This window comes from Streptomyces sp. NPDC043867 (assembly GCF_056435845.1).
This window is the reverse complement of record NZ_JBWKDS010000001.1, coordinates 31,315-55,069: the sequence shown is the minus strand read 5'-3', so window position 1 is coordinate 55,069 and position 23,755 is coordinate 31,315. Positions and strand designations below refer to the sequence as shown.

The 23,755-nt window shown below is 60.6% G+C and carries 26 protein-coding genes, 8 tRNA genes and 1 other RNA gene; 4 read left to right on the top strand and 31 right to left on the bottom strand.

The features are described from left to right. Window positions 1-60: 60 nt before the first annotated feature. Genes AC069T_RS00380 through AC069T_RS00370 form a run of 3 tightly spaced genes read left to right on the top strand, consistent with a single transcriptional unit; the run spans window position 61 to window position 699 of the window. A complete protein-coding gene (locus tag AC069T_RS00380; RefSeq protein WP_478780595.1) occupies window positions 61-318 on the top strand; it encodes a hypothetical protein in 258 nt (85 codons plus the stop codon). After that, on the top strand, window positions 315-509 hold the full coding sequence (locus AC069T_RS00375) for a hypothetical protein (protein ID WP_478780594.1): 195 nt from the start codon (window positions 315-317) through the stop codon (window positions 507-509). The genes AC069T_RS00380 and AC069T_RS00375 overlap by 4 nt, the downstream gene beginning before the upstream one ends. Then, complete coding sequence (locus AC069T_RS00370; RefSeq protein WP_478780593.1) at window positions 502-699, top strand: hypothetical protein; 198 nt, start codon at window positions 502-504, stop codon at window positions 697-699. The genes AC069T_RS00375 and AC069T_RS00370 overlap by 8 nt, the downstream gene beginning before the upstream one ends. A gap of 98 nt (window positions 700-797) precedes the next feature. On the opposite strand, the gene AC069T_RS00365 is transcribed toward AC069T_RS00370, so the two are convergent. The 12 genes from AC069T_RS00365 to AC069T_RS00310 all read right to left on the bottom strand — a co-directional run bounded on the left by AC069T_RS00365 (window position 798) and on the right by AC069T_RS00310 (window position 14,230). Continuing rightward, window positions 798-1,031, bottom strand: coding sequence for a hypothetical protein (locus tag AC069T_RS00365; RefSeq protein ID WP_478780592.1), 234 nt, complete (start codon window positions 1,029-1,031; stop codon window positions 798-800). Between the two features lie 11 nt (window positions 1,032-1,042). Next, window positions 1,043-1,852 (bottom strand): peptidoglycan-binding protein, encoded by an 810-nt coding sequence (locus AC069T_RS00360; RefSeq protein ID WP_478780591.1) that lies wholly within the window; start codon window positions 1,850-1,852, stop codon window positions 1,043-1,045. Between the two features lie 82 nt (window positions 1,853-1,934). Beyond that, entirely contained in the window at window positions 1,935-2,195 is a 261-nt protein-coding gene (locus AC069T_RS00355) for a hypothetical protein (RefSeq protein ID WP_478780590.1), read from the bottom strand. Between the two features lie 67 nt (window positions 2,196-2,262). After that, window positions 2,263-3,240, bottom strand: a complete 978-nt coding sequence (locus AC069T_RS00350) for a hypothetical protein (RefSeq protein WP_478780589.1) — start codon at window positions 3,238-3,240, stop codon at window positions 2,263-2,265. Between the two features lie 11 nt (window positions 3,241-3,251). Next, window positions 3,252-4,655 carry a hypothetical protein gene (locus AC069T_RS00345; protein ID WP_478780588.1) on the bottom strand — a complete coding sequence of 468 codons (1,404 nt, stop codon included), beginning with the start codon at window positions 4,653-4,655 and terminating at the stop codon, window positions 3,252-3,254. A 137-nt stretch (window positions 4,656-4,792) separates the two neighbouring features. After that, entirely contained in the window at window positions 4,793-5,860 is a 1,068-nt protein-coding gene (locus tag AC069T_RS00340) for a hypothetical protein (RefSeq protein WP_478780587.1), read from the bottom strand. Window positions 5,861-5,866: 6 nt separating this feature from the next. Continuing rightward, window positions 5,867-7,108 (bottom strand): siphovirus ReqiPepy6 Gp37-like family protein, encoded by a 1,242-nt coding sequence (locus AC069T_RS00335; RefSeq protein ID WP_478780586.1) that lies wholly within the window; start codon window positions 7,106-7,108, stop codon window positions 5,867-5,869. Between the two features lie 21 nt (window positions 7,109-7,129). Continuing rightward, complete coding sequence (locus tag AC069T_RS00330; RefSeq protein ID WP_478780585.1) at window positions 7,130-8,038, bottom strand: phage tail domain-containing protein; 909 nt, start codon at window positions 8,036-8,038, stop codon at window positions 7,130-7,132. A 96-nt stretch (window positions 8,039-8,134) separates the two neighbouring features. Then, the gene (locus AC069T_RS00325; RefSeq protein ID WP_478780584.1) at window positions 8,135-12,844 is read right to left on the bottom strand and encodes a lytic transglycosylase domain-containing protein; all 4,710 of its coding nucleotides are present in this window, start codon (window positions 12,842-12,844) and stop codon (window positions 8,135-8,137) included. A 9-nt stretch (window positions 12,845-12,853) separates the two neighbouring features. Beyond that, window positions 12,854-13,267, bottom strand: a complete 414-nt coding sequence (locus tag AC069T_RS00320) for a hypothetical protein (protein ID WP_478780583.1) — start codon at window positions 13,265-13,267, stop codon at window positions 12,854-12,856. Then, the gene (locus AC069T_RS00315; protein WP_478780582.1) at window positions 13,267-13,572 is read right to left on the bottom strand and encodes a hypothetical protein; all 306 of its coding nucleotides are present in this window, start codon (window positions 13,570-13,572) and stop codon (window positions 13,267-13,269) included. The genes AC069T_RS00320 and AC069T_RS00315 overlap by 1 nt, the downstream gene beginning before the upstream one ends. A 67-nt stretch (window positions 13,573-13,639) precedes the next feature. Then, entirely contained in the window at window positions 13,640-14,230 is a 591-nt protein-coding gene (locus AC069T_RS00310) for a phage tail tube protein (RefSeq protein ID WP_478780581.1), read from the bottom strand. Window positions 14,231-14,326: 96 nt separating this feature from the next. Between AC069T_RS00310 and rnpB the strand changes: the two genes are divergently transcribed. After that, window positions 14,327-14,726, top strand: an RNA gene (rnpB, locus tag AC069T_RS00305) — RNase P RNA component class A. Window positions 14,727-14,728: 2 nt separating this feature from the next. On the opposite strand, the gene AC069T_RS00300 is transcribed toward rnpB, so the two are convergent. The 19 genes from AC069T_RS00300 to AC069T_RS00210 form a co-directional block, all read right to left on the bottom strand. Then, window positions 14,729-15,115 carry a hypothetical protein gene (locus tag AC069T_RS00300; protein ID WP_478780580.1) on the bottom strand — a complete coding sequence of 129 codons (387 nt, stop codon included), beginning with the start codon at window positions 15,113-15,115 and terminating at the stop codon, window positions 14,729-14,731. Between the two features lie 352 nt (window positions 15,116-15,467). Continuing rightward, complete coding sequence (locus AC069T_RS00295; protein WP_478780579.1) at window positions 15,468-15,791, bottom strand: head-tail adaptor protein; 324 nt, start codon at window positions 15,789-15,791, stop codon at window positions 15,468-15,470. Further along, complete coding sequence (locus AC069T_RS00290) at window positions 15,781-16,350, bottom strand: phage gp6-like head-tail connector protein (protein WP_478780578.1); 570 nt, start codon at window positions 16,348-16,350, stop codon at window positions 15,781-15,783. Before AC069T_RS00290 ends, AC069T_RS00295 begins: the two co-directional genes overlap by 11 nt. Before the next feature lie 35 nt (window positions 16,351-16,385). Continuing rightward, complete coding sequence (locus tag AC069T_RS00285) at window positions 16,386-17,423, bottom strand: hypothetical protein (RefSeq protein WP_478780577.1); 1,038 nt, start codon at window positions 17,421-17,423, stop codon at window positions 16,386-16,388. A gap of 17 nt (window positions 17,424-17,440) precedes the next feature. After that, window positions 17,441-18,034: a hypothetical protein gene (locus AC069T_RS00280; RefSeq protein WP_478780576.1), complete on the bottom strand. Its 594-nt coding sequence runs from the start codon at window positions 18,032-18,034 to the stop codon at window positions 17,441-17,443. 70 nt (window positions 18,035-18,104) lie between these two features. Continuing rightward, window positions 18,105-19,529 (bottom strand): phage portal protein, encoded by a 1,425-nt coding sequence (locus AC069T_RS00275; protein WP_478780575.1) that lies wholly within the window; start codon window positions 19,527-19,529, stop codon window positions 18,105-18,107. A gap of 3 nt (window positions 19,530-19,532) precedes the next feature. After that, complete coding sequence (locus tag AC069T_RS00270) at window positions 19,533-21,095, bottom strand: hypothetical protein (RefSeq protein WP_478780574.1); 1,563 nt, start codon at window positions 21,093-21,095, stop codon at window positions 19,533-19,535. A gap of 14 nt (window positions 21,096-21,109) precedes the next feature. After that, a complete protein-coding gene (locus AC069T_RS00265) occupies window positions 21,110-21,535 on the bottom strand; it encodes a phage terminase small subunit (RefSeq protein WP_478780573.1) in 426 nt (141 codons plus the stop codon). After that, window positions 21,532-21,693 carry a hypothetical protein gene (locus AC069T_RS00260; protein ID WP_478780572.1) on the bottom strand — a complete coding sequence of 54 codons (162 nt, stop codon included), beginning with the start codon at window positions 21,691-21,693 and terminating at the stop codon, window positions 21,532-21,534. The genes AC069T_RS00265 and AC069T_RS00260 overlap by 4 nt, the downstream gene beginning before the upstream one ends. A gap of 59 nt (window positions 21,694-21,752) precedes the next feature. Then, window positions 21,753-21,828, bottom strand: a tRNA-Pro gene (locus AC069T_RS00255). A 138-nt stretch (window positions 21,829-21,966) separates the two neighbouring features. Then, window positions 21,967-22,039 (bottom strand) — tRNA-Trp (locus AC069T_RS00250). A 65-nt stretch (window positions 22,040-22,104) separates the two neighbouring features. After that, window positions 22,105-22,178: transfer RNA gene (locus AC069T_RS00245), tRNA-Leu, on the bottom strand. 4 nt (window positions 22,179-22,182) lie between these two features. Beyond that, a tRNA-Val gene (locus AC069T_RS00240) sits at window positions 22,183-22,254 on the bottom strand. Window positions 22,255-22,258: 4 nt separating this feature from the next. Next, window positions 22,259-22,331: transfer RNA gene (locus tag AC069T_RS00235), tRNA-Glu, on the bottom strand. 121 nt (window positions 22,332-22,452) lie between these two features. Further along, window positions 22,453-22,524, bottom strand: a tRNA-Asn gene (locus AC069T_RS00230). Between the two features lie 52 nt (window positions 22,525-22,576). After that, window positions 22,577-22,649, bottom strand: a tRNA-Asp gene (locus AC069T_RS00225). A gap of 78 nt (window positions 22,650-22,727) precedes the next feature. Continuing rightward, a tRNA-OTHER gene (locus tag AC069T_RS00220) sits at window positions 22,728-22,804 on the bottom strand. A 9-nt stretch (window positions 22,805-22,813) separates the two neighbouring features. Then, window positions 22,814-23,332, bottom strand: coding sequence for a hypothetical protein (locus AC069T_RS00215; RefSeq protein WP_478780571.1), 519 nt, complete (start codon window positions 23,330-23,332; stop codon window positions 22,814-22,816). Then, window positions 23,329-23,676, bottom strand: a complete 348-nt coding sequence (locus AC069T_RS00210) for an HNH endonuclease (RefSeq protein WP_478780570.1) — start codon at window positions 23,674-23,676, stop codon at window positions 23,329-23,331. Before AC069T_RS00210 ends, AC069T_RS00215 begins: the two co-directional genes overlap by 4 nt. Between the last annotated feature and the right edge of the window lie 79 nt (window positions 23,677-23,755).

The following is a 23,755-nucleotide window of genomic DNA, read 5'->3' as shown; positions in this document are numbered from 1 at the left end:
CACCACGAGAGAGCGGCCCATCCCCGGAAGGGGGTGGGCCGCTTTTCGTATGGGGGTCTCATGCAAGACATAGCCGTACAGGACGTGACCGCGCGCTTCGGGCGCGCATACTCCAGGATTCTCCGCGAAATGGTGGATGAGCTGAAGCGGTCCACGAACCTTGGACGTCCGGCTAAGCGCATAGCCAACGGCAGAATCGACGGCATGCGTCGGGCGCTTATAGCGCTCCTCATGCTGGATCACTTCATGGCTGAAGAGTTCGCCGCAGCCACCATCCTTCAGCACGTCGAGCAGGTCATTACGGAAGAGGTGTCATGAGCGCATATACGACGGTGGAACTCCTGGAAGAGGGAGAGGAGATTGACGCGGGGGACCCGACGGAAGAACCGCTGATCCTCACCGTTAGTTACGTGGACGTGGAAGACAAGGACGTACGGATCTGGGTTAAGGAACTCTCCTTCCCGCTGGCCGCCAAGGTTGGCGAACAGGTGACGTACGCCCATGAGTGAGGGAGAAGAGATGCCGAAGAAGAGGTACCGGGTTTCGCTGCATGCACATGCGGCGGCAACGGTCTACGTGGAAGCCTGCGACGTCACCGAGGCAAGCATGCTGGCTCAGGAAGCCGTGAAGGCAGGCAAGGCGAAGATCCACCCCATCACACAATGGACGCCCACCAGCGTGGGCCGTGCGTCCGAGTAGAACGAAAAAAAAAAGCCCCCCTCCCGTCACCGGGAGGGGGGCTTTTTTGTGTTTCTCTCTAACCCCAGGTGGACCCCTCCACCTAGTTCTTGTGCGGGTTACTTACCCGCGTTGCCGTTCAGCTCATCGGCAAAGGGACTGTCCTCGTACAGGGCTCGGAGAGTCTTGGTGTCCTCGTGCGAGGCAGTTAGCACACCGACTCCGAGCAGTGCAGCGGAAGCCGAAACGACGGCTTCCCACGGCACACGAGGCCAGATGAGGACGAGCGCCGGCACCAGGGCCGCGAGGACGGAATAGATGCGTACGCCGTGCTTAGAAATGAAGTCGAGCATAGGGCCTCCTCTTAGCTAAAAAGCTTCTTCCAGGTCTGCGGACCGGGGTAACCGTCCGCATCCGAACCGGTCCAGCCCTGAGCCACCTGGAAAGCCTTGACCGCAGCACGGTCAACGGCAGTCCACTGAGGGCCTGGACCCTGCTTGTAGAACTGGCCGTAACCCTTCTTCACGAGCTGCTTGCCAAGCTGAGTAACGTACGAGTTCTTCGCGCCAGGGCGGAAGTAGTAGGCGCCAGGGAAAGCAGGAGCAGTCTTGCTCGGAGTAGTCGGCTTGGTGGGAGTAGTCGGCTTGGTTGGAGTCGACGCCTTAGGGGCCGCAGCAAACAGAGCCTTCACGTCAATCGCACCAGGGTCCCAGTGGTCATTACCAGGGATATTGCAGTGTCCGAAGTGGCCACCCTTGGTCAGCCATACGTCCCGAGTTCGCTTAACGTCAGAGTCCCCGTACTTCTCGGCAAGGGCACCCATTGGGAAGACGTCAGGAACGCCGTGAGAGCGGATTGCAGCCATCAGCTTCCGGAAGTTGGGCCCTGGCTTCCAGTAGCCCGTAAAGGGCTTTCCAGCGCGAGCCAGTACCTCAATCTGGATGCAGGCCTTACCGACCCGGTTGGTACGGGTGTCCCCGTCGTTCTTGAGCGCTCGGGCCGACTCGTTGAGCGGGCCGAACTGCCCGATCCGGTCAGTGCTTGGGTCATACAGAATGTGGGGTTCGGCGCCGATCTTGATCAGGTAGTCAGCGACACTCTTGAATGCCTCGTCACCATCACCCGACTCGGTGGTGTGCCAGACGGCACGGGCGGGAGAGTCGGGCTTGCCCATCGTTCCACCGATAGAGCCGTCTCCCAGACGCTCAGCGCCAGTGATCCAAGTAGTTGCCATTAATCCTCCTGGGGGTTAGCCGTCAGCCGCGCTGCGAAAGACGGACGGGGTCGAGAGAAGTGAGCAGAGCGATAAGCCGAGCGTTGTCACGCTCGATATGCGTCAGTCGCTCCTTGATTTCCTTAAGGTCGTTCTCAAGGCGGTTGGCCCTAGCGGTTTGGGCTTCTGCCTCTTCCTTCCAGACTCGTGCGGTGTTCGTTCGGAACGCTGCGAGGATCACAACCGCAGCCGCAATGAACGTCGCCAGAGGCCCCGAGAAGTTGAAGAACTGAGAGAGGGTCATTGGGCCTCCAGGAGGCATGCAAAAGGCGGCCCGGAGTACCGAGCCGCCTTCGTCTGGGAGTTAGCGCTTAGGGGTTAGCGATGGTCGTGACTGTTCCGTTCGAGCCTCGCCACTTGAGAGCGCCGCCCTCGGCGTAGAGGACTCCTCCGCCGGTCGCGTTGGTGGTTGGGGCAGTGGCAGCGTTCTTGATGCCGACTACACCGGACCCGCCGCCTATATCAGCCGTTGCAGAGCCGATCTGGAGGTTGCTCGTGAATGCGGCGAGAGCCCGGTGGATGGTGGCACCTGGAGCAGTCACCTCGAAACGAGTGACTCCGTCAGCATCCTTGATGAGGACCACCTGATTACCGGTACCCGTGAAGGCAACGATCTCCAGGGCAACGGTCGTTGCCTCATTCTGCTGGATGTACTGCCGGCCAGAGTGCACGGCACCGTTGACAGTCGCGGTCTCGGCCACGAAGTTCTGTACGGCGGTCGCACCTGCCGTCAGCTCAGCCGGACCAGGACCGGAATGGGTAGCCGCGTACGTGTAGCCGCTCACACCCTTCTTTGCCGAGTCAGCCGTAATGATGCCCTCGGAGTACGCGGGCAGACCGTATCCGTAAACGATGGCGTCCGACCGGCGACGCTTGCGGATATAGACCCCGTCGCCCTCGGTCGAACCGTTGTCGGAGGTGTTAGCCTCCACTGCCCAAATAAAGGTCGCATCGTAGGCAATTACAATGCCCGTGTGGTCCTGGCCCGAAGTGCCGTACATGACCTGAGCGCCAATTGCGGGGAACCAGGACCAGCGTCCGGCATTGGTGAACCAGGTGACCGCAGCGGAGCAGTCGGCCGTACGAGGGAAGAGGTTAGCCACCCCGGCTCGCATTGCAACCCACGACGTGAAAGTTGCACACCAGCTCTGGCCCTGTGCCCAGGTGAGACCTGGCACCTCATTTGCGTAACGGACAATGTTGTTCCATCCGCCTTCTGCGTAGCCCTCTCGGACTCCAACCTGACTCTTGGCCACAGCGATTACCTGCGGCATCTGGGGATTAGCCATGAGGCCTCCTATTAGCTGTTGAGGAGAGCGGTAAGCACTCCCGCCATGTAGGAGTGACCTGCATCAGAGGGAAGGGCCGCATCAGTTCCGGCAGTGCCCGGAGCAGCAGGGTTGCCCCAGTACCCCAGGGAGTTGAAGAAGTTCCATGAGTTCCGGCCGAGATTCCAGAAATCCACTACCGCGGCTTCAAATGTGTTCGCCAGGGCGTAAGTGCGGTCAGCGAAGTCCTGGAAGCGGTAGCCCTGTGCGTCTGCCTGTCCGATGTGAGGCAGAACAAAGACCACGTCGGTAGCTCCGAGGCTGGAGCCTCCGTCTCGGACGTTCGAGATGTGCTGTCGCACCTGGGAAGCCCAGGTGTCGACGGCAACCCCGTCAATCACGTCCTGAGGGCTGATGCCGTAGATCAGGAGATCCGCCGGGTAGCTAGATCCGCCGTTCCAACCGACCTTCCCCGCAGGGAGGTACTGAGAGGCGTTGGCGTTCTTCTTACCGAAGTTGTTGACCACAACTCCGCTGGTGTTCTCGCCAGATACGCCGCAGACAGACAGGTACTTGCCTGCCGTACCCGTGTGCTTCACCCGAACCGTGTGGGTGCCGGCGGACAGACCAGTGACAGTCGTCTTCAGCACCGTCAGGCCCGTGGTAGCCGACTCGGTGACAGCCACATCGGTCCCGCCATCAATCGAGTACGCCCAGGGGGAGCGGTTCCCGTCAGCACCAAGGGTGTAGATGGTCACGGAGGTACCTCGTACCGTCCACGTCATCGAGCTGCCATTGGTCGAGGTGTAGAGGTAGCCCCAGCCCGGTCCTACAGGGTGACCGCCGATGGCCCATGTACCGGTCTGGGCAACCAGGCCACCGCTGGTGGTCCACTGGTTGACTGCTGCTGTGTCGTTGCCTGCAATGCCGTTGGCGCTGAAGAGCGCGGAGACGAAGCCAGAGCCACCGTCGCCGTTGGCGGTCTGAAGACTGGTCGTGAGGACGCCTGGCCACGACTTGGTGACCAGGTTGGAGGCGTAGAAGCCGACAGACGCACTTCCGCCGATGACTGCGACGTTCGCCTTGCCTGAACCGGCCTTGGCAGCGTCCCGCTTCGGGCGCCAGAACTCACCCCAGCTCCGGGGCACCCACACGCCACGTCCGTTGGCCTTGCCATTGGAGGTGACGAGCCATCCCGCTTCGCTGAGCTTGATGAAGGACGCATCTGCGTACGCTCGATCCCCGTGAGGATCAGTGGTCAGGTTGTCCACGTGCGCCTTGAGGCGACTGCCAACGTCAACGGGCGTGATGGCAACTCGACCCCCGCCGAAGTCGACGTACAGCAGCTCTGAGCCCTCCGGGCCCATAAACGCGGGGATCATGCCCTGATCGTCTGCAACGAGCTGACCGAGGGCGTTCCCGTTCATGTCGAGCATGTCCGTGAGCTGAGTTGCGTTGCTTCCAGGACCGTCCCAGACAGTTCCCATTGCGCCCGGAACTCGTCCGCCGTTCACGTCCTCGGCAACGTCAGAGGCGGTACCGCCAAACTGGTTTCTAGCCATGTGATACCGCCTTATTCCTTAAATTCATTGGCCTCGATAGTCCCGGAGATAGAGAAGGTTGAACGAGCCGGGAACGACTTGAATCCGTCCAAACCTTCACTCGCCGTAGACGAGTTAGGCCAGTGCAGAAACAGGATGTTCGATCCCGGATGCGTAGTGGCTGTCACGCTAACGATGTTCGGCAGGCCGCCCGAGTTGTACGGATTCGAAAGATAGCCGTGCAACGTCTGGATGGCCTTGGAGTTGGAATTCACCGGAAGAGTCACCGCGGCTCTCCAGTTATCTCCCGTAACCCCAATTCCCTGATCCTCGAAGTCATTGACGATGGTCACGGAGAACCAGACGGTATTGGGGGCCACCCAACGCCAACGACCGCGCCGGTTGGCGGTAGGGATGCCGGTCTTCACGTAGAGGGTGCTGGGGGTGTAAGTGAGGCTCTTACCGAAGTGCCTCGTGGACACGAACCCGTCACGTCCGTTGAACGTCTCTGACTGCCCGCCTCCGCCGTTGTTGTCCATGTCGACGGAGAACGCGCCCCGAGGAAGCAGGTTGGCGCTTTCACGGCCATTCCAAGGGAAGGCCACAGAAGGCGGAATGACGTACGGTGCACGACGAGAAACACTGATGGTGCCGTTGTTGGCCGGCACGTCTACCGAGTAGAGCGGCATTTCCCAGACCGCACCGGACTGGCGCGTTGGCTGGGGCTCAACTGGTGTGGCTGCCGGAGCACCCTGGACGAGCGCGAGGTTCACGGCTGCCTGAGCCATGTCGGCTCGAATGACTATGAGATCCTTGCGGCCCTGGCTCGTTGCGTTGTCGGCAACGGTGAACTGCTTGGACCCCGTGAGCTTGTAGTAGAACCCACCGACCCAAGCGCTACCCGCGCCCACAGTGACGTTGCGGGAGCTGGTTGTTGCCGTGAACGGAAGATCGGTAGCGGTATAGGTGTTGTTCTTCAGCGGGAAGTCAACACGATCAGAGGTCCACGCAAGGGCCATCTGTTGCCACTGCGTCTGAGAGACGGCCTTAGAGCCACCGTTGGCGTTATCCGCCTCAAACGGAAAACTGAGTTCTGCCATAGGGGCTCACATCCTCGCTTCGAGTCGACGCAACTTCTTTTGCATGTCCGATACGGTCTTGTAGAGGTTCAGGGGCTCACCTGTTCCTTGCTGGCCGATCTTGGGGGCCACGTCCTGAGTGTTTCCGGCGTCATCAACAGAGATGACGACCTCTCGGACAACGTCCGTGTATTCGGTGCCATCAACGGCAACCGTGACCTTGTCGCCAACGAAGTAGTGCTTGCCGAATGCGCACTCAGCCGTATCAATGGGGTAGATCTGGAAATTGCCGTTCGGGGCTCCTTCGGCAAAGACGTTGTCGGCAGCGTCCTCAAGCGATGTCTTGGCATCCTCAACGTCATCAGCCGTCATCGTTGCATCCGACTTGATTGGCTCCCCGGTGTTCAAATCCACCTTGAGCTGGATATCTCGGCGGTCTACGAATTGCTCAATCTGGATACCCCATTCGGCTTCCGCGGCTGCGTCCACCTTCTGGTAGTAGTAGCGCTCAGACCTCTCGCCGGCACACCCGATGATTGCGCGGGTGACCTTTGGTGCACTGAGGGTCCAGATGTACTCTCGGAGGTTCCCAAGGTCAGGGCTGAACCGAACAGTCTTGGAGAGGTTGCGGGGCTTGAACACCTCAAAGTCGACCTGCTGTGTCTCGGCGTTGTAAATAAACCGGTAGGCGACACCCTTTGCGGCGAACCATTCCTCGATCTTCGTGCCGATAACGTCCATCTGGAGCCAGTCAGCTACCTTGGACCAGGGGAAGGCGGGTGTCCCCGTCGGCTCGTCTCCGAAGTTGATTCCGTTGACCTGCCGGTCTGCTCGTGCTCCGGGACCGAGGGCCTTGTTCAGCTCCTCCCAAATGGTCTGTTCCATCGGTTTGTGAGGAGTTACGAGCCGCTGGTAGCGGGCAGCCTGGTACTGATTCGCCACGGCCTTGGAGGGGTCCGGGAATGCGAGTCTGCGGTAGGCCAAGGTGTTGTGACACTTGCCAGCGATATACAGCGAACCAGGCCCCGTGTGCTGGAGCTTGGTCCAATACTTCTGGTAAGTGTCAACAGGGCCACTCAGGACGGGCTTATCGACTCCGTCTTGCCAGATAGCGACACCGCCACCCTTTTTGATGAGGTCAGACTGACGAGTGCCGTCCTTTATAAGGAGCTGCCAAGCTCCCTCTTGTGCGAGACGCACGGTGAAGTCAAGACTCAGCCACTCGTCAATCTCACCTATCCGCTTCAAGTCCCTGTCGAACACTTCCACGCGGTATCCCACATGGCCCCCCTATACGAATGATGCGTAACGGGGATAGAAGGACAGGACCACCGCGGCCTTGCCTACACCGGTTACGACGGAAACTGATGCACTGGTGTCACCGGGCTCGACCGACCAGAACTGAGGGTTGGTATCGAGAAGGCTCCAGTAATTCGCGCCCAAGTCATCCATGACGGTCTTGTGACCAGGGCGGGTGTCGACGGTCAGAACCCGGCCAGCGGCCACGATGTCTGACCCGTCACCGAGCGGAGAAGCCTTTACGAGGTCTCCGTAAGGGCTTGCCAGGGAGAAGGACCGGATAGGGCCGTGAAGCTCCCACACGGGCCACGCTTCAACGTCTCCCGGATTGGTGATGATCAGGCCCCCAGAACCCCCTAGGACACCCGCAGAAACCCGCAGAGGGAAGAGTGACTGAGCAGGATTCAGGAAGGCTTCGCCGTTACCGAAGTCCCATCGAGTCGTCTCGGGCCTCTCCGGGTAGAAGAACGGGTCCATGGCAGTGAACGTGAGACCGTACTTCGCCCAGGTGAACCCGGCGGTATCGGTGGCCTCCGACCCCTCCATGCCACCCTTGTAGTAGCAGTTAAGAAGTCGCGTTTGGTTGTTGCCCTCGGTGAACTTCAGGACACAGTAACCGCGCTTGGGGTTGAGCGATTGAAAGAGCTTACGCTTCAGCCCGTTAATGGTCTGTCGGTCAATCCCATAGAGGTATACGGGAATCATGATCTCTCGTGCCGACGTGCGAGAAGACCTGTAGATAGATCCGTCAAGGTTGGGGGAGTCATCGGAGAACAGGGCAAAGGGTGGCATGTCCAGGCCGGTAGCTCCCGGCTGCATGATGATGGACGGCCACCCTCGCTTAGAGAACCCGGTCAGGGAGATTTCCTCTCCCTGACCGTTGTTCCCTATGACTGCCACGTTCGTACGGTTCCACCGGACAGGCGCCGGCGGAGTCGGCCGAACGGGCACCTGAACTACCGTTCTCGCCCTTACCGGAATAGGCATTCAGCCTCCTTAAAGGGTCGTGTAAAGCGCCTCCGCAGTCTGGAGAGCCCTGAGAACGGCCTGAGGCGTCGGTTCGGTTCGCGCCTCGTGGACGTGGATTTCGTACTTCCGGCCGTTGAGGAGTCCCTCTGTGTCCTCGTTGTTGAAGACACGCTCACCACCGCCAAAGGCCACCAGTTCACGGCCCTTCTCACCAACCAGGGCAAGCCCAGGAGAGGCGGAAAGGGTGCCGGTTGCGTAACCCTTGTTTCCGGCAAGAACGCTCTGCCAGTTGGAGCCGTAGCGATTCCTGGCATAGTTCAAGCCCGCGTAGATGTTGGCGAGAGGGTTCGTAGACGTCCCGTAAGAGAACGGCCCTGTGTTCCTGAACATCCCGGCATACGCCTTGAACGTGGGTCCGATAACCTGCATGAGGCCCACTGAAGGGTGTCCGGCCTTCCAGTTGGAATCCCACTTGTTGACGATGTTGGGGTTGCCCCCGGATTCCATCTGGATTCGGTGGAGGACGGTTCCTAGCGCTGAAGCAGGGAGGCCGAGCATTCCGAGCGCCTGAGAGGCGACGAGTCGCCACTTCTCGGCACCGGAGCCCTTTCCTGGCCCGCCCATGCTTTGGCTCATGTCCGGGAGACTGGCACTAACCTTCGAGCCGTTCTTGAAGTCGAACAGGCCCTTCGTGTTAGGCATGGACTCCTGGGCGTTATCCATGAAGCCGTCAAAGACGCGGTCTGCGTACCCGAGCGGGGAATCCTTGATCTCCTTTACGGTCTCAATCATCCCAATGAGGTTGTTGTAGGACCCGGAGACCACACTACCGATATCCGAGAACGCCTCAGATATCGTGTCTACCGGATTAGTTACCGTGTCCCAGATCGCGCCGAGGGAATCCTTTACGCCGCCAAAGAGGTTGTCCCAGACGGCTGTAAGGGTCTTCATTGAGAAGACGTCACCGAGATAGTCCTTGCCTCGGTCGACAATGTTTCCATTGCCCTTCCAGACGTCATCCCAGAAATATTCTCCGAGGGTTGGAGACAAGGCGCCACCGAGGATGCCTGCGACCTGACCAACGACAGTTGGCACCTTCTTGGCGAAGGTGTAAATATCCTTGGTCATCCAGTCGTACATGCCACGGAACTTCTCGGCACCCGCAGACCCGCCGATGCCGGCGGACACGTCACCCGTACGCAGAATGCCGCCCTGAGTGCTTCCCCCAAGGGGATCGGACGTGCCGTCGAGCTTCATTGTCTTGAGCATTGCCGTACCGATGGGTGCAATGTTCTGAAGCTCGATCAGCTCCTTGAGCTGGTCAAGGTCGAACTTACCCCCACCGCCAGAAGTACCCCGAGCGTGACGGGACAGCTTTCCCCGTACGGCAAGAGCATTCCAAGCGTTGATCTTCTCCTCGCCAATGTGGTTGGTGACCTCCGGACGGAGGACGGCCTCACCAGGAGTGAGAAGGGTCGGGATCTTGTCCGCCCACGGCTGATAGCCCGGCATGACTCCCGCAAAGGAGACGTCCGAGCCGTGCATGACACCACCACGAGCCCGCCTCTTCTTGCCTCCCGAAGAGGAGCCACCACCACCGGGCGACTTCTTGCCGATACGGCCAAGAGCGTCGTCCAGGCCATCGCCCTCGTCCTTGGCGTTCTTGAGCGCCTTTTCGAGATCCTTGACCTTCTGTGTGATGTCCTTGAGGGACCGGTTGTTGAGCAGTCCAATGCGTCCCGCGAGGGAGCCGGCACCAGTGCCCTGACCGACCTTCTTATAGGTGTCATCGGCAGCGTCCGTGAGCTTTTTGAACTCGCGGATAACATCCGTCAGCCTGCGCTTGTTCAGGTTGGCAGTACGGCCAGCAGTGGACGACGACATAGCGCCATCACCAATGGCAGCAGCAGCCCGCTTGGCAGCGTCCCGTAGATCGTCGACCGATCCGGTTACACCCTTTACGGTTTTGCCGTTCAGGTTGCCTATGCGGGTGTTGTCGGAGGTGATCTCCTTGCCCGCGTCCTGCGCTGCCGTCTTGAGCTGGTTGACCTCGGCCGTGACCTTGTTCAGGTTGGCAGCGTCAAGGGTGTTCACCTTGTCGTGGGTCTTGCCCAGCTCAGAAACGACGTCCTGAGCCGCCTTGTGAACCTTCTCTACTTCCTGCCTGAGCTGGTTGAGAGAGGTGTTGTTGGCCTGCTGTGCCTGCGTCTGGATCTGGTTGACCGCAGTCTGAGCCTGGTTGGCCGCACCCTGCACGGAGTTGTTGCCGTTGCCGGCCAGCGCAGCAGTGATCTGCCGCATGCTCTCCCGGTTGGTCTCGCGCAGCTCGTCACGGAGCCGAGCGGCTTCGTCTCGGGCTTCACGTAGCTGGTCCTCAAGGGCCCGGAGCTGACGCTGTCCGTCCTGCTCTCGGGAGTCACGGCCCATGAAGCCGTCCAGGAGGCGCCTGCCGGGCGTACGGCTGTCGCCGTTCCGGTTGGTGGTGCGCTGCTGTCGGTAAGCCTCACGGCCCGCCTGGCGAGCATCACGGCGGGAAGCCCCGTTACCCCGAGCCTCGTTGCGAGCGTCCCGAGCTGCACGGCGCTGACTGCGAACGTCCCGAGTGCCTTCGGTAGCACGGACACCACCGCGGACGACTGCGGCAGCGGGCTCGAAGAGCCTGCCGACCAGGCCCACGGCCTTGCCCAGCACCTTGGAGAGCAGACCCACAGCGAGGATGAGCGGACCCCACTTGATCAGGAAGTCCGTGATGGGGCCTGCGAGATTGGCAAGCCCAGAATCCTCAATCCACGTGGCTGCCTTGTCAATGACACTAATGAAGTGAGACGTCCCGTCGAGGAACTTCCCTAGGAAGTCGTCAACCTTAGGGGCCCACTTCTTGGCCATGCCCTGAACCTGGTCAACAAGTCCGCCCTCAGTGTGATACCCGGAAACGGTAAGTTCGCCGTTTTCATCACGGGTGTACGTCGGGACCTTCTTGCCCATGATCTTCTCGCCAAGGCCCGTGTACTCGTACTGCCCGCCCTTGCCCTCCTTGACGAAGAGGTTGCCCAATTCGAAAGAGGCTCGCTCCTTCATCTGCTGGAGTCGGCCCGTAATGGTCTCGCTCGTCATGGTGGCCGCAGAGCCAATGGAGCCGTCGCCCTTCTGGTTCCCCTTGTACTTCTCAGGGTTCCAGTAATTGAGCATGGCGTTCATGATCTCGGAACCCGAAACACCACCGCCCTTAGCGGCAGGTGTACCGACGACCTTCCACATCTCCTGGGCGTTATCGAACCCGAGGAGCTGGGCAAGCTCGGAAGCAGGCATACCCGAAGCCGCCGCAAGCTGCTTGACGTTCTTCGTAGGCGCCCGGTCCATATCCATGATCATGTCCATCGCGTACATAGCGCGCTGGAACTGAGTAGGGTTCAGGTTTCCGGCTCGGGCCATCGAGTCACCGATAGCCATGATGAGATCAGTCGTCTTCCCGGCGGCCGAGTTGGCAGCGTTAGTGCGTGTCCCTGCGTCCTTGCTGTACCACTTCTTATCCGCACCAGCCACAGAGCGGATGAGCTTCATTTGGTACTCGTGCATGACGTCGATGGAGAACGGGGTATCAATCGCGTAGTTCTGGATAGCCGACATCTGCTGAGCAGAGACAGACTTGGAGACACCCGCAGAGGAGAGGCCAAGCTGACCGAGGAGACGCTTGTCCGCGCTCTCAACACCGATAGCCGTGAGGGCTGCACCTGCGGTTGCCAGAGGGGCCAGGAATCGAGTGGTGAGGATGTTTCCGGCCTCATGAATCGACATGCCCACCTGGTCAAACCAAGTGCCCATCCGCTTCAGACTGGTGCCAGTCCGCGTGAAGTAGGACTGAGTGGTGGTGTTCGTGCTGTTGATGTTCCGGTTGATATCCCGGATACCATCCCGCAACTGGACCATGCGTCGCTGCTGGTCGGCAATCCCATCCTGAAGGACGGCCCGCTGAGCTGCTGCTTGCTCCCGGAGAGCAGAGACCTGAGCCTGTATTGCAGTCCGCTGAGCCTGCACCTGCGCTTGGAGCGCCATGCGCTGATTTGCGGTCTGCTGCTGCATCTGCGTGCGGTGCATGGCCGTCTGCTGCTGCATCTGTGCTATCTGGAGACGTGTAGCCTCGCGCAGTTCAGCCACCTGGACCCGGTTTGACTCACGAAGGGCTTGGATGCGCAAGCGCTCCTGCGTCTCCGCGAACCGGGTCTTCTCCCTCTCGATACGCGCATGCTCGGCCTGAGTTGCCTTGAGAGCGCGTCGACGGTCCTTCTCAAGCCTCTCGGCTGCCGCCTGCCGCTGCCTGGCGGCCTGCTCCTCCAGGCGCACGGTTTCACGGAGGGCCGTCTTCGTTTCCTGAGAGGTCTTCCTGAGAGCCTTTGCCTTCTTCTGCTCAAGCTCACGGAAGGCACGGAAACGGGCTGCGGCTTCCTCGCCGAACTCTTTAGTAATCTGGCGCTCGATGCGCGCAAGATCCTTGGCAGAGTCCTTCTTGGCCTTCTTCGTCTTCTCGTTGGCCTTCTTGGCCTGCTTCTCTGCCTCGGCAGGCAGGCCGGCAAGCCCCTCCTTCACTCCCTTGGAAATCTCCTTGGAAGCAGACAAGCCAATCTTGGCCATCTCGCCGGAAACCTTCCTGCGAAGCTCCTCCACGTCTTTCTGGAGAATCTTCGGGATGATTTCGACGTAGCCAGTACCGACCTTGATAGGGCCGCGTCCTTCAGCCATGGAACCCCCTTAGAGGCTGTTGAGCCGTCCAAAGAAGCTCGTGAGTTCTTGTGCGTCACTGAACTCGGACTTTGGTTCGGCCTGAGGCTCCGGTTCGCCGGGCCGTGTAATCGGTGGAGGAAGCTCAAGGTCGCGGGAATCTTCTTCAGCAGCGTTTGCCTTGAGGAACAGGAAGTTGGAAAGCTCAAGCGCGTCAGAGATACGCGCGAGCATGTATGTGTTTTCTGGCCACGAAGAGCGTTCATCCATGGCCATGAGGAGCGTGGAGCGTCCGGGCTTCCTCATCAGTGAGTTGATGAGTACGCCGATACGGCGGATTGATAGCCGTCCATGCCACAGGTCTAGGAAGTCGACCCCGAAGAACTCAAGCAAGTCGGCTTCTAGTTCATCGGGGAACTCCTGGATGACACGGACGACTGCCATCAGTTTCCCGCGTCGTCGTCCCGCCCCTGGGCTTCAGCCATCTTCTTGGCGAACTCGCCAAAGTCCTCAATGTCCGGACGAGTGGAGAGGTAGGCCGCCCACTGGTCCTCACCGAGGATGAGCTGAGTAGCAACCAGCTCGTCATCCGTCATCAGAACCTCAAGTGGGAAGTTCTTGGGGTGAGGGATCTTGAAGGTGAGGCCGCGGTGGTCGAACTCGGCAAACGTCTTCGTGGCCTCAGCCTTAGCCGCAACAAGCTTCTTGGTGCCGTTCTTCTTCGCGCCAGTCTTCTTCTCAGTGGACATACGGACTCCTTGGGTGGGGTGAGAGAGAGTGCCGGGGACGTAACCCCGCCCCGGCTCAGGGCGTCACTTACGGGGCATTGACAATGTCGTCGTTCGTAAGGACATAGCCAAGCGAACCGTCACTGTCGAGCGCCTCAATGGTCAGCTCGAACTTTCCGTTTTCTGTACGCGAAAGCTGGATAGCTCCCCGGTCGGAAATCATCGCTCGTGGGATAACCACACGGCTGCGGATGGCATTCTGATTCCAGTCAACGACCAGAGACAGTTCCTTGAGATCCGGAGTGGACGACAGGTCGAGCTTGTAAACGCCCGTACCGACAGGGGTCGGGTCGGTCGACATGACCTCAACCCACTCAGCACCCCAGAACAGTTCCGTAGTGATCTCGTTGGTTTCCTGGAGCGTCGCCTTCACAGAGAAGGACGCCGAAGTAACGTTGTAGAGAACGGGAGTTGCCGACTGCCACGCGTTGACGGGCTGCGTCTCGATGGCAGGGGTGAGAGTCACACCGCCCTCGTCCACGTAGCCGAGCGCCTTGTAACCCGCTGGAGCGGTGCCGGCGGTGCCCAGATCGACAGGCACAACGAGGCTCTCACTGGCAGGAGCAACGTAGATGGAGCCGTTCGGGGCGAACCGGATCTTCTTTGGATCATTGGCCATGAGGCCTCCTGAGGGCATAAAAAAAGCCCCCAGAAGGGGGCCGAACAGTTAGGGGAAGAGCTGCCGGCGGGGAGGTAAGATGGGCCGCACGGCAGACGAGCCGGGCGGACGGCCGCGAGGAGGGTTGACCTCCCCGAGGAACGTCCGGGCTCCACAGGGCAGGGTGGTGGCTAACGGCCACCCGAGGTGACTCGCGGGATCAGTGCCACAGAAAACAGACCGCCAAGGGCCCCGGTCCTCGGTAAGGGTGAAACGGTGGTGTAAGAGACCACCAGCGCCTGAGGTGACTCAGGCGGCTAGGTAAACCCCACCTGGAGCAAGGTCAAGAGGGGCCGTCATGACGACCCTGCGCAGACGCTTGAGGGCTGCCCGCCCGAGTCTGCGGGTAGACCGCACGAGGCCAGCGGTAACGCTGGTCCTAGATGGATGGCCGTCGCCCTGGTCACCGTGAGGTGTCTGGGGACACAGAACCCGGCGTACGGCCCGCGCTCGTCTGCCTCACACCTCCGTGTAGAACACGGCCACTTGGCCGCAATACACGTGTTCACGGGAGGACTCGTCAGGGTCGTACTTGGGGGAGTCGATCTCCTCCACGTCCAAGACGAGAGCACCGCCAACCGCAGTGTTCGGGAGATCCTCCAAGAACCTCTCTCGCACGAGAAGCGCGAGATCGACGGCTTCCTTACGGTCCATGGAGTAAGCGGCATACTCCACGTCGATCCGGTCCATGCTGTCTCGCACAACGCGGAAACCGCCCATGTGCTCTATGTAAACAGCAGTTTCGCCAGTGACGTGATTCGTGAGGTCTCCCAGTACCGATCCGTTAGGGATCTCCTGAACGGAGTCAAGGTAGGTCACCAGGAACTCAATGGGATCGAGCCTCATTCGTCGATCCTCGCTTTCAGTAGGGCCCCCTTAAGCCAACGCCGACCAGCGACCTTGCGACCCCGAGGGGTCGTGAAGCCCCGCTCTTGAAGCATGGCGTGTCGGGCACGCGGGTTGGCTTCGGTGAAAACACCGCCGTACCAGCCATCCCGGTCCATGGCGACAGCAGAACCGATCTGCTTCCGGATGGAGTTCCACGCAGTCCGGTTGCTGGGGCGTCGGGGAGCGTCGCCCTTGGCGTACGCGTCGATGCGCTTGACTGCAAGCTGTAGGGCTTCGCGGGTGCCGTAAGAGGCGTACACCTCCTTCTCCCAACCCCGGTGCAGAACGAGCTTCGTTCGATGGCTAGCGCTCACTTGATGGCCCTCCAGATGGAGAGCTTCAGGTGCCGGCGGGAGGTGTACCCCCACCGCTCGGGCTCTCCGTCAACCTCGTAGGTGTGGCCGTCGAGCTTTACCCTGTCGCCAGAGGAGACAACGGCTGTGTAGGGGAGGAAGGCAGTGAGGCGCTCCTGAGACTGGTCACGAGCGGGGGAGAAGGATTCATAGGTCTTGTCGGGCTGGACGTTCGCCAGGCCGGACCAGACCATGACGGCCTGGTCCCAGTCCGGACGGGATGTGTACGCGTTCTTGGCGGTCACATCCGTACGCCAGACCTCTACGGGATCAGAGAACAAGCGGCCCCCTCAGATCGAGTACGGGGCCTTCCCTGCGGAGGACCATGGAGCCAGCGGCGCCACGGCGCCAACGTCCCTGTCTGAGGCTGGTCCTGGTGGCGGTCGAGAGGGTCTGTGCGGAGGACGCTCCGGAGAACGTCACCTCGACCTCACCGACGCGTTCCGACTCCACACCGGGGGAGAGGGCAAGCCAACGGATCACCTCTGAACAGGCGATGGCCTTGAGCGAAGCGGGGATGTCCTCATAGCCCCAAGAGGCTGTGAGGGTCACCGCGGATTCGCCCCAGCCCGTCTCAAGGACGAGCTGTCGGCCGTTGAACGTCCAGCCTGTGACCGCCTGGCCGTCCTGGAGCACGGCGGCAACGGTGAGGAAGGTCTGATACCGCGTGGGGATGGGGAGGACACAGCCACCCTCCGGATAGAGGGTGATGCTCTGGCCGCTCCGCTTGTCCAGGTCTCGGCCGCAGTAGTCCTCGATCAGTCCCGTGACGTCTGTTAGGAAGGCTGTCACACGGGTGGTTTCATCTGCGGCGACGGGCCGCCCAAGACGGGCGGCCACATCGTCAACGGTAGCCAGAGGCAACGGAGGCCCCCTTACGCGTTGTGCGTCGAGATCAGCGTCTCAACGTTCTGCGCTACAACGAGCTGCTCCGGGCGAATCACCTTCGCGTCGTAGATGACGCGGGACTTGATGGCGTTGGTGAACTTCGCCTCAGGCTGGTAAGACTGCATCTCCGCGAACGGGACGATGAGCGAAACCGCAGCAGTCGAGCCCATGAACATGTCCACCGAAGAGAAGTCGGTGTGCCGGTTCTTGACGAGCTTCTCGTTCGGCCGGGTGTGGGAGCCAAGCGTGTTGGCGACACGGACCGGGACACCGAGAATCGAGCCGATGACACCAGTAGGAATCACGGCACCCCCGCCGAAGTGCGAGGCGTCAATGAACTTCGGGTCACGCAGAAGCGCAGACCGGAGCTTCGGGGAAATGAACAGGAAGCGGTCCTGAGGAGCGCCCTTGATGTCGAGCTTCTCAAGCATCTCGATCACGAAGTCATAGACGCTGATGTCGATCCCGGCAGTGAAGTCCGCCTCAACGACGCCGTCAATCTTGCCGTGCAGTGCAGGCAGACCGGAAACGGTGGCGTTACGGTCCTCGGTGCCGTTCAGGTCCTTGCCGGCTACGGCCGCAAGAATGGTCTTCGCAATGAGCGAATCCATGGTGTTGGCCAGAGTGCGAGCACGCTGCTTGACCAGGTTCGACATGAGGTCAATACCGGTCTTGGTCTGGAGCTGGTGCAGGTTGTCAAGCTCCAGGTGGAAGCTCGAACCCTTCGCCACGGTCATCTTGATGTACTCAAGCGCCGCGTGGTCCGCCGTACCGATGGAACCGTAAGCCTTCACGATTCCCTTGTCCGTCACGGTGTCAACGAAGTGCGGGATTCGCACAACGTCGCCCTCACGCCGGAACTCGCCCTCATACTGGCGATTCACGATCTCCGGGGAACCGAGAACAAGATTGTCGTCCAGATCCTCAAGGAGCTGGGAAACCCAAATCTCGGGAATGAAATGGCCGCCTGCGGCCTGAAGTGCACCGGCACCAGCGTTGTTACCGGCCTGAGTCGTAAAAGTCAATGTGGTACCTCTTTAGGTCAGAGGTCCCCCTTCATCAGTGCATCGAGCTTGCCCGCCTTACGGGCAGCAGAAATTTCCTGGGGGGACATTCGAGAAAGGGCGTCACGGCCGATCTGTCCGGCTGCGTAGGAACCGGAATCGCCCTGACGGCCAAGGCCAATCCCCTGGGCAAATTCGGGGGCATTGGACGGCTTGGGAAGGGACTCCACGAATGCCTTGATGGCCTCGGTGTTCACTCCTCCGTCAGCACCGAGAAAGGCACTGGTGTTGAGGAATTCCGAGCTGGGCAGGGTCACGCCGGCAGTCGCCGCCTGAACCCGAAGCTCTGCGTCGACCAGTCGAGTACCGACCTCGGAGAAGGCCGCATTGCGCGCCTCGTCCTTGGCCTTCTCAATGGCCTTCTCCGCGTCCGTCATGGACGCTTCCTTGAGCTTCTGAAGCTCCGCGCTGGTGTCGTTCCAACGCTTCTCGTTGGTGCGAGAAAGGTTCTTCCACTTCTCTACTTCGGCCTGAAGCGTTTCCGCGTCAGGGGTTGCAGGAGGAGTTACCGGAGGAACCGGAGGGGTCGCAGGAGTCTGCGGGGTGTTCTGATCTTTCGTGGTGTCGTCCATTGGGAGCCTTCCATTTCGGTGGCATCAAAAAAGGCCCCCATTTCGGGAGCCGTCCTTTGGTGAGATTGGGTTAGGCAGCCTTGCGGGCTGCGTTCCCCGAGTTGCCCTGTGGAGCCTTACGAGCTTGCTTCTCGTTGGCCTTGGGATCGTTGGGCTGTTCCGGCTGAGGTGCCGGGTACTTCTCTGCCAATTCCATTGCGTCCTTGGCGTCTTGCTCCCGCATGGAGCGGAAGCGCTCGATCTGCTGCGGGGTGTAGCCCGCGTCAAGAAGGAGCTGATCTCTGGGGGCGCCTAGCAACTGGCGCTTCAAGAGAGCGTCCATGTGCTGTGCTTCGGTCCGGTTTTCAGGGTCACGCCAGATGACTTCAGCCCCGTGGGCATCGGCGCGTTTATCGCCCATAACCCTGAATGCCATCCTCATAATGCGTTCCCAGGCTTCACCGAAGTGGAGCATCCGTTCCCGCGTCTTGGCGATCAGTCCAGCCTCAGCAGAGGTGATGGACTCGCCAGACGGAGCCGTACCGCCGTTCAACAGGAAGTAGTGGAACGGGATACGAGAGATGGAGGCCATATGCTGAACCAGCATGTTGACCAAGTTCACGTAGTTCTTGAGGTCTGCCGCTTCGAACTGGCCGAACTTCACGTCAGGCGACTCGGCCTGAAGGAGCTTGTCAACGGCAACCTTGTAAGGCTCGACAGGGCGCCCCTGTTCGTCCTCCTGGATCTCCAGGCCAGTCACGTACCTCTGTGGCCAAGCCGCGTACTCACTGGCAACGAGGGCGTCAGCCACGGTCTTATTGATCGCGTCAGCCAGGGGGATGATGACCCCGAGATCGGAGATCTGCGGTCCGGTGAGACGGGACCGGTTCGGGATCGGGATAACGGGAGGCTCACCGAGTGGGTTGAGCGTCTCCTTGTAGTCACCCCAAGCCCCTGTGAGGCCCGTGCCTGTGTAGACCCGACCGTTCCACCAGAGGGTGACGAACTCGCGTCCCCAGTCGTCTGTGTAGAACTTGGCCGCAGCCTCGATGTCCCATCGGGAACCTGGCTTGTACTGGACCACCACGTTCTCAGCACTCTCAATGCTGATGGTGGGCTGGCCGGCAGCGTCCGCCCACACGATGGCGTACGAGACTCCGTGAACCATGGCGTCCAGGTGGGCCGCGTTCGACTCGGCGTCCAGGTGGTTCCGCTGCCAGATCTCGCGGGCGTCCTTGTCCCCTCCGGGCTCGTCAGTCATCTGGAACCCGTCGATGAACATTCGCTCATTGACGCTGTCCACGATGAGCCCACAGAAGTTGTCGGACCAGCCGTCGAAAAGGCGGCCAAACTCGCTCTGATACTTGGCCTGAGCGAACACCATCTTCTGATGCTTGCCGTCGTAATAGTCCGAGCAGAAGCGCAGATACGTCCTGCGTCTGAGGAGCTTTGCGTGTAGCCAGTCGACCCACCCTGAAGGGTTATTGGGTGGAGACCCCACTTCAATATCGGCCAATGGCTACCACCCCACTACTCTGGACCTCCGGATCTGCATGCGGCCATCAGCGATGGCGTCAGCTCTCGCCTCCAGGGCGAGCACGGCGCATACGGCAAGGTCAATCTTCCTTTTGGATCTCGGGCTGTCCTTCTGAATGAGGAGGCCCTGAGGTACTTCACGGGTCACGGCATTGAGAACATGGCGCGTAAGCCTGTGGTCTCCGTCGTGTTTGAGATCGCCCACCATTGCGGCAGTACGGAAGCGCTCGACGGCAGCCGTCATCCTCGTTGGTTTGTTGGTCCAGAACTCGAAGACGTAGTCCTCACCGTGCTCGATAGACCATCGGCCTAGAGCCTCTTGCCAGTAAGGCGGGTCTCCGTAGAACCACTCAACGCGGTAAGTGCGGAAGGCACTGTGAACCGCAGCCTCTACGGAGAGAACGTCGACTTCCCAGTCATCTGGAGCGTGCTCGGGACGCTCCCAGACACCGAGGACAAACAGCTTGGCGTCTCGCAAACGGATACCAACGAGCCCCGTTGCGTCACCGCGGATCGACCCGTCAAAGCCGATGGCTATCTGATCGCCAGGCTTGATCGGGTCCAGGTCGTCAAAGCACTCGTCCCACTCGGTCTTACTCATCCAGCCGTCTGAGGACTCAGCGATCTGGTTGAAGAAAAAGCGGCAGTACGTTGAATCGGGTGTGGTGCGGTCGTAGAGGATCGTCCTCGTAAGGCCCTCAATGTCGGCCCACGAAGCGTCTCCGTAAGCCTCTATGAGGGAGGCCCGAACCGCTGCCTCATCCCGGATGTCATCAAGGACTATGGAGCCCTCAAGGCAGTCGTACAGCCAATACCCCTGAGCGACCATGTCTGACTCATGGATGATCTGAGCAACACTGTCCTCATTAGGGTTGTACGCATTCGTAGTACAGACCCAACGGGACCCGGCTTTGGTGGTCTTCTCGATGTTGCGCTTGAGCGTCTGGTAGAAGTCAGGGCCACCGTTCGAGCCAACCCAGTGGTGGACCTCATCCATGAGGCAGAAGGTTGGGCGGTTTCCCTCGTTGGTCCTGCCGGCGGTGGCCTTCGGCTTGATGCTTCCAGGCTTGCCAGACTTGAACTGGACCACCATCTTGCCAATGTCCAGCCCGTAAATCGCTTCGGCTGGAGACTCCGAAAGCATGCCTCGGATCATGTCCATGGTCTGTTCCGTCTGGTCGAGCGCCGTAGCGCCAACCTGGACAACGGGGAGGGGCACAGCCTTACCGACCGGGAGGCCGAAGGCGTCGAAGTGGCTGAACCGGCAGGGGCCGAGAAACTCCACAATTGCGAGAGCGGCAAGGAGGGGCGTCTTCCCCCAACCCTTTGCCCGCCTTAGCGTGGCCGCCGCGTACTGCCAAGTTCCATCCGGATTGATGGCATAGAACCAGAGAACAAAGCGAAGCTGTTCGGGGGTGAACTTCCACGACTCACCCGCCGTGTCACCGTCAGGCTGAACAATGAACTTCTGAGCCCATCGGATGATGCCGTAACCGAGCGTCTCGTGAGGCTTTGGGACCCCTGCGGGCAGGTTGCCTGTCTGCAAGGATCACCGCCTATCTAGGAGCCGTTCAGCAGCTTGTAAAGCTCCTCATCCATGTCGACCTCCGGAGGAGCCTCAGCAGGCACCGCGGATTCGTTCTCATCGGTCTTGTCGAAAGTCATTCGCAGACGGGCGCGGTCCTCGACCGTCGCGCCCCACTTGGCAACCCGCTGCCGGATCTCCCCGGCAAGCTTCAGGTCACCCTTGAAAAGGCCGTCAACGAGCTTTGCCGTCAGCTCCAGCTCAGCCCAGTCGGTCTCAGTCCAAGCGGCTGTCTGTGGGGCAGTGCTCCACGTCTTCCAAAAGCGCTTAGCTCCTGGGGTCGTGATGCCGAGTCCCTTGGGCAGCTCACGGCCTGGCTGAGGTTCCGCCGGCAAGCTCTGTGCGTGCTCGTGGTGGTTGCGCCTCTGCGCGTTCTCCTTGGGGGCGGGTCCTCGCGTCACCGCAGCCTCACCCCCGACACGTTCACGTCGTACAAGTCCGCCAGGTCCTCAAGCTCGAAGAGCGCGTCCTGACGCCAACCGGCCTTGCGCTGAGCCCTGTTGGGCTGATCAGCAGCTCGGAGCCGGGGGCCGTCGGGCTCCTCCTGGACGTCGTGCATCGGTGCATCACTCCTACTGAGGTAACAACAACAAAGGCCCCTCCTCGGGGGCCTGGTGGTGGTCTAGCTAGCAGGGCTCGAACCTGCGGCCTTCCGCTCCCAAAGCGGACGCGCTACCAACTGCGCCATAGCCAGATGACGGGGCGCCGGACTTGCACCGGCCCCCCTCCTGTTCCCCAAGGTGACTAGCCTTGGCTACTAGGGAGGGGCTCACTCGTGAGCTTTCCCCTTGCCCTATCGTTGAGCCGGTCAGGGCGCTATTTTCGGGCCAAGCTGAGCCGGTTGGATTCGAACCAACATCGTCCGGTTTTGGAGACCGGTGCTCTTCCAATTGAGCTACGTCCCATTGCACGGGAGCCGCTGTCTCACAGCGCCAGGGGAGTGTGTGCCCCTCATATGTCCCGTGCTCCGTACCCACTCCCCGAGTCGAACCGGGAAACTCCTGTTCCTAAGACAGGCGGCTTTGCCAGTTTGCCTAAGCGGGCGTTGTGAACCTGGAAGGACTCGAACCTTCGGCACTCGGGGTGTAGGCCCGATGCTCTGCCGCTGAGCTACAGATTCATAAGGCGCGTTACGGGATTTGAACCCGCGTTGCCTCCCGGAAGGGGAGGAGTCCTAAGCCACTAGACGAAACGCGCGTTCCCTCCGTCCCCTGATCAGGGGGAGTTTCAGGAACAGGGGAGCTACCCCACTTTCATGAGGGCGGGGCGCTATCAGCCCACTTTGCTTTCTCATCCTTTAGCATCAGGAACCCTCTCGCTGACATGGCTGGACTCGAACCAGCAACCTGAGCATTAACAGTGCTCTGCTCTGCCATTGAGCTACACGTCATTGAACCGGCAGGCCGAACGGAAGAACCGCCATCCCTGTTGTTCCGGTCTTGCGCCCCCTACCGGATTCGAACCGGCAACCACCGGCTCGACAGGCCAGCGCTCTATCCGTTGAGCTAAGGAAGCGATGCCGGGGAGTAACGCTTTCCGGCTAGCGGACGGGAAGAGTTTAGACATAGGAGTAGGACCGTCAATCACTCCTAGTCGACCCCACCGGACTCGAACCGGTGACCTCCGGGATTTCACACCGGCGCTCTTACACTTGACTGAGCTAGGGGCCGTTCCTTGAATCAGGGCGTTCTCACGTCCGTGTTGATCGCTAGCTTGAACTCGGCAAGCGTGAGCGTCGCCGGCACCGGGGAGTCGTCTGCCGCTCGCGCGGACACCTTCAGCCCCAGGGGTGTCCCTCGGGACACGAACATCTGCCACATATAGGTGCGGTACTGCCCTCCCCGTGTGGGGGAGCTGTCTGACGTCGCTGTGGCGTCGTACCCCGTAGCGCAGTTGAGAGGGTCCCGAACGAAGCGGGCTCGGTACTCAACTGGCTTGCCGTCCGGTGCCCAAAAGACCATCGCACTCAGTACGGCCCAACCGTCGTGGCTAGGCCAGATCAGCCCTGAGCGGCTGTCTGGGAACTTGGAAGCCGCGGGGCCTCCGTGGGTCGGATCGTGCATCTTCCACGGGTCGTACGACTCGGAACCCTTGGTATAGGGGAAGCGAACGAGGTGGTAGCCGTCCTTTTCGTACATGATCCGCTGGGGACTCGTCTGGGATGCGTCCCACTTGAGGGAGCAGACGACGAGGCTCATCCGTTCCGCCTGTCGGTTGCCGTCTTCTCTCGGTGGCAGGGCCGGCAGAGCGTCTGTGCGTTGTCGAGTGCCCAAGTCCCGCCCTTGGCGATGGGGATAACGTGATCAACCTCTAGTCGCTCACGTGAGCCGCAGCGCACACAGGCGAAGCCGTCGCGGGCGAGGGCCCGTGGCCGAGTGTGCTTCTCCCATCCCCTGTCCCGGAGCTGGTTCCTTGCACTCTTCCGAGCCCAAGCCCTCTCCTGAGGGGCATGCTCAACACACTTGCCTGAACGGGCAGTTCGCTTAGTACAGCCTTGAATGAGACAGATGGAAGCAGCTCGTGGCACGGTGACTACCTCCATTCGCTCGACTGTTCGACTGGTGTTGCTACCGGTAAGTACGGTAGAACTTAGGGTGGGCTAACCTGGATACCTGAACGAG

Bases quoted from the DNA above. Each gene is read 5' to 3' on its own strand.
- AC069T_RS00260 (WP_478780572.1), bottom strand. From the start codon at position 21,693: ATGCACGACGTCCAGGAGGAGCCCGACGGCCCCCGGCTCCGAGCTGCT.
- AC069T_RS00300 (WP_478780580.1), bottom strand. From the start codon at position 15,115: ATGAGGCTCGATCCCATTGAGTTCCTGGTGACCTACCTTGACTCCGTT.
- AC069T_RS00350 (WP_478780589.1), bottom strand. From the start codon at position 3,240: ATGGCTAATCCCCAGATGCCGCAGGTAATCGCTGTGGCCAAGAGTCAG.
- AC069T_RS00370 (WP_478780593.1), top strand. From the start codon at position 502: ATGAGTGAGGGAGAAGAGATGCCGAAGAAGAGGTACCGGGTTTCGCTG.
- AC069T_RS00310 (WP_478780581.1), bottom strand. From the start codon at position 14,230: ATGGCCAATGATCCAAAGAAGATCCGGTTCGCCCCGAACGGCTCCATC.
- AC069T_RS00215 (WP_478780571.1), bottom strand. From the start codon at position 23,332: ATGAGCCTCGTCGTCTGCTCCCTCAAGTGGGACGCATCCCAGACGAGT.
- AC069T_RS00375 (WP_478780594.1), top strand. From the start codon at position 315: ATGAGCGCATATACGACGGTGGAACTCCTGGAAGAGGGAGAGGAGATT.
- AC069T_RS00380 (WP_478780595.1), top strand. From the start codon at position 61: ATGCAAGACATAGCCGTACAGGACGTGACCGCGCGCTTCGGGCGCGCA.
- AC069T_RS00345 (WP_478780588.1), bottom strand. From the start codon at position 4,655: ATGCTCGACATGAACGGGAACGCCCTCGGTCAGCTCGTTGCAGACGAT.
- AC069T_RS00340 (WP_478780587.1), bottom strand. From the start codon at position 5,860: ATGGCAGAACTCAGTTTTCCGTTTGAGGCGGATAACGCCAACGGTGGC.
- AC069T_RS00280 (WP_478780576.1), bottom strand. From the start codon at position 18,034: ATGGACGACACCACGAAAGATCAGAACACCCCGCAGACTCCTGCGACC.
- AC069T_RS00315 (WP_478780582.1), bottom strand. From the start codon at position 13,572: ATGTCCACTGAGAAGAAGACTGGCGCGAAGAAGAACGGCACCAAGAAG.
- AC069T_RS00365 (WP_478780592.1), bottom strand. From the start codon at position 1,031: ATGCTCGACTTCATTTCTAAGCACGGCGTACGCATCTATTCCGTCCTC.
- AC069T_RS00355 (WP_478780590.1), bottom strand. From the start codon at position 2,195: ATGACCCTCTCTCAGTTCTTCAACTTCTCGGGGCCTCTGGCGACGTTC.
- AC069T_RS00325 (WP_478780584.1), bottom strand. From the start codon at position 12,844: ATGGCTGAAGGACGCGGCCCTATCAAGGTCGGTACTGGCTACGTCGAA.
- AC069T_RS00360 (WP_478780591.1), bottom strand. From the start codon at position 1,852: ATGGGCAAGCCCGACTCTCCCGCCCGTGCCGTCTGGCACACCACCGAG.
- AC069T_RS00210 (WP_478780570.1), bottom strand. From the start codon at position 23,676: ATGGAGGTAGTCACCGTGCCACGAGCTGCTTCCATCTGTCTCATTCAA.
- AC069T_RS00320 (WP_478780583.1), bottom strand. From the start codon at position 13,267: ATGGCAGTCGTCCGTGTCATCCAGGAGTTCCCCGATGAACTAGAAGCC.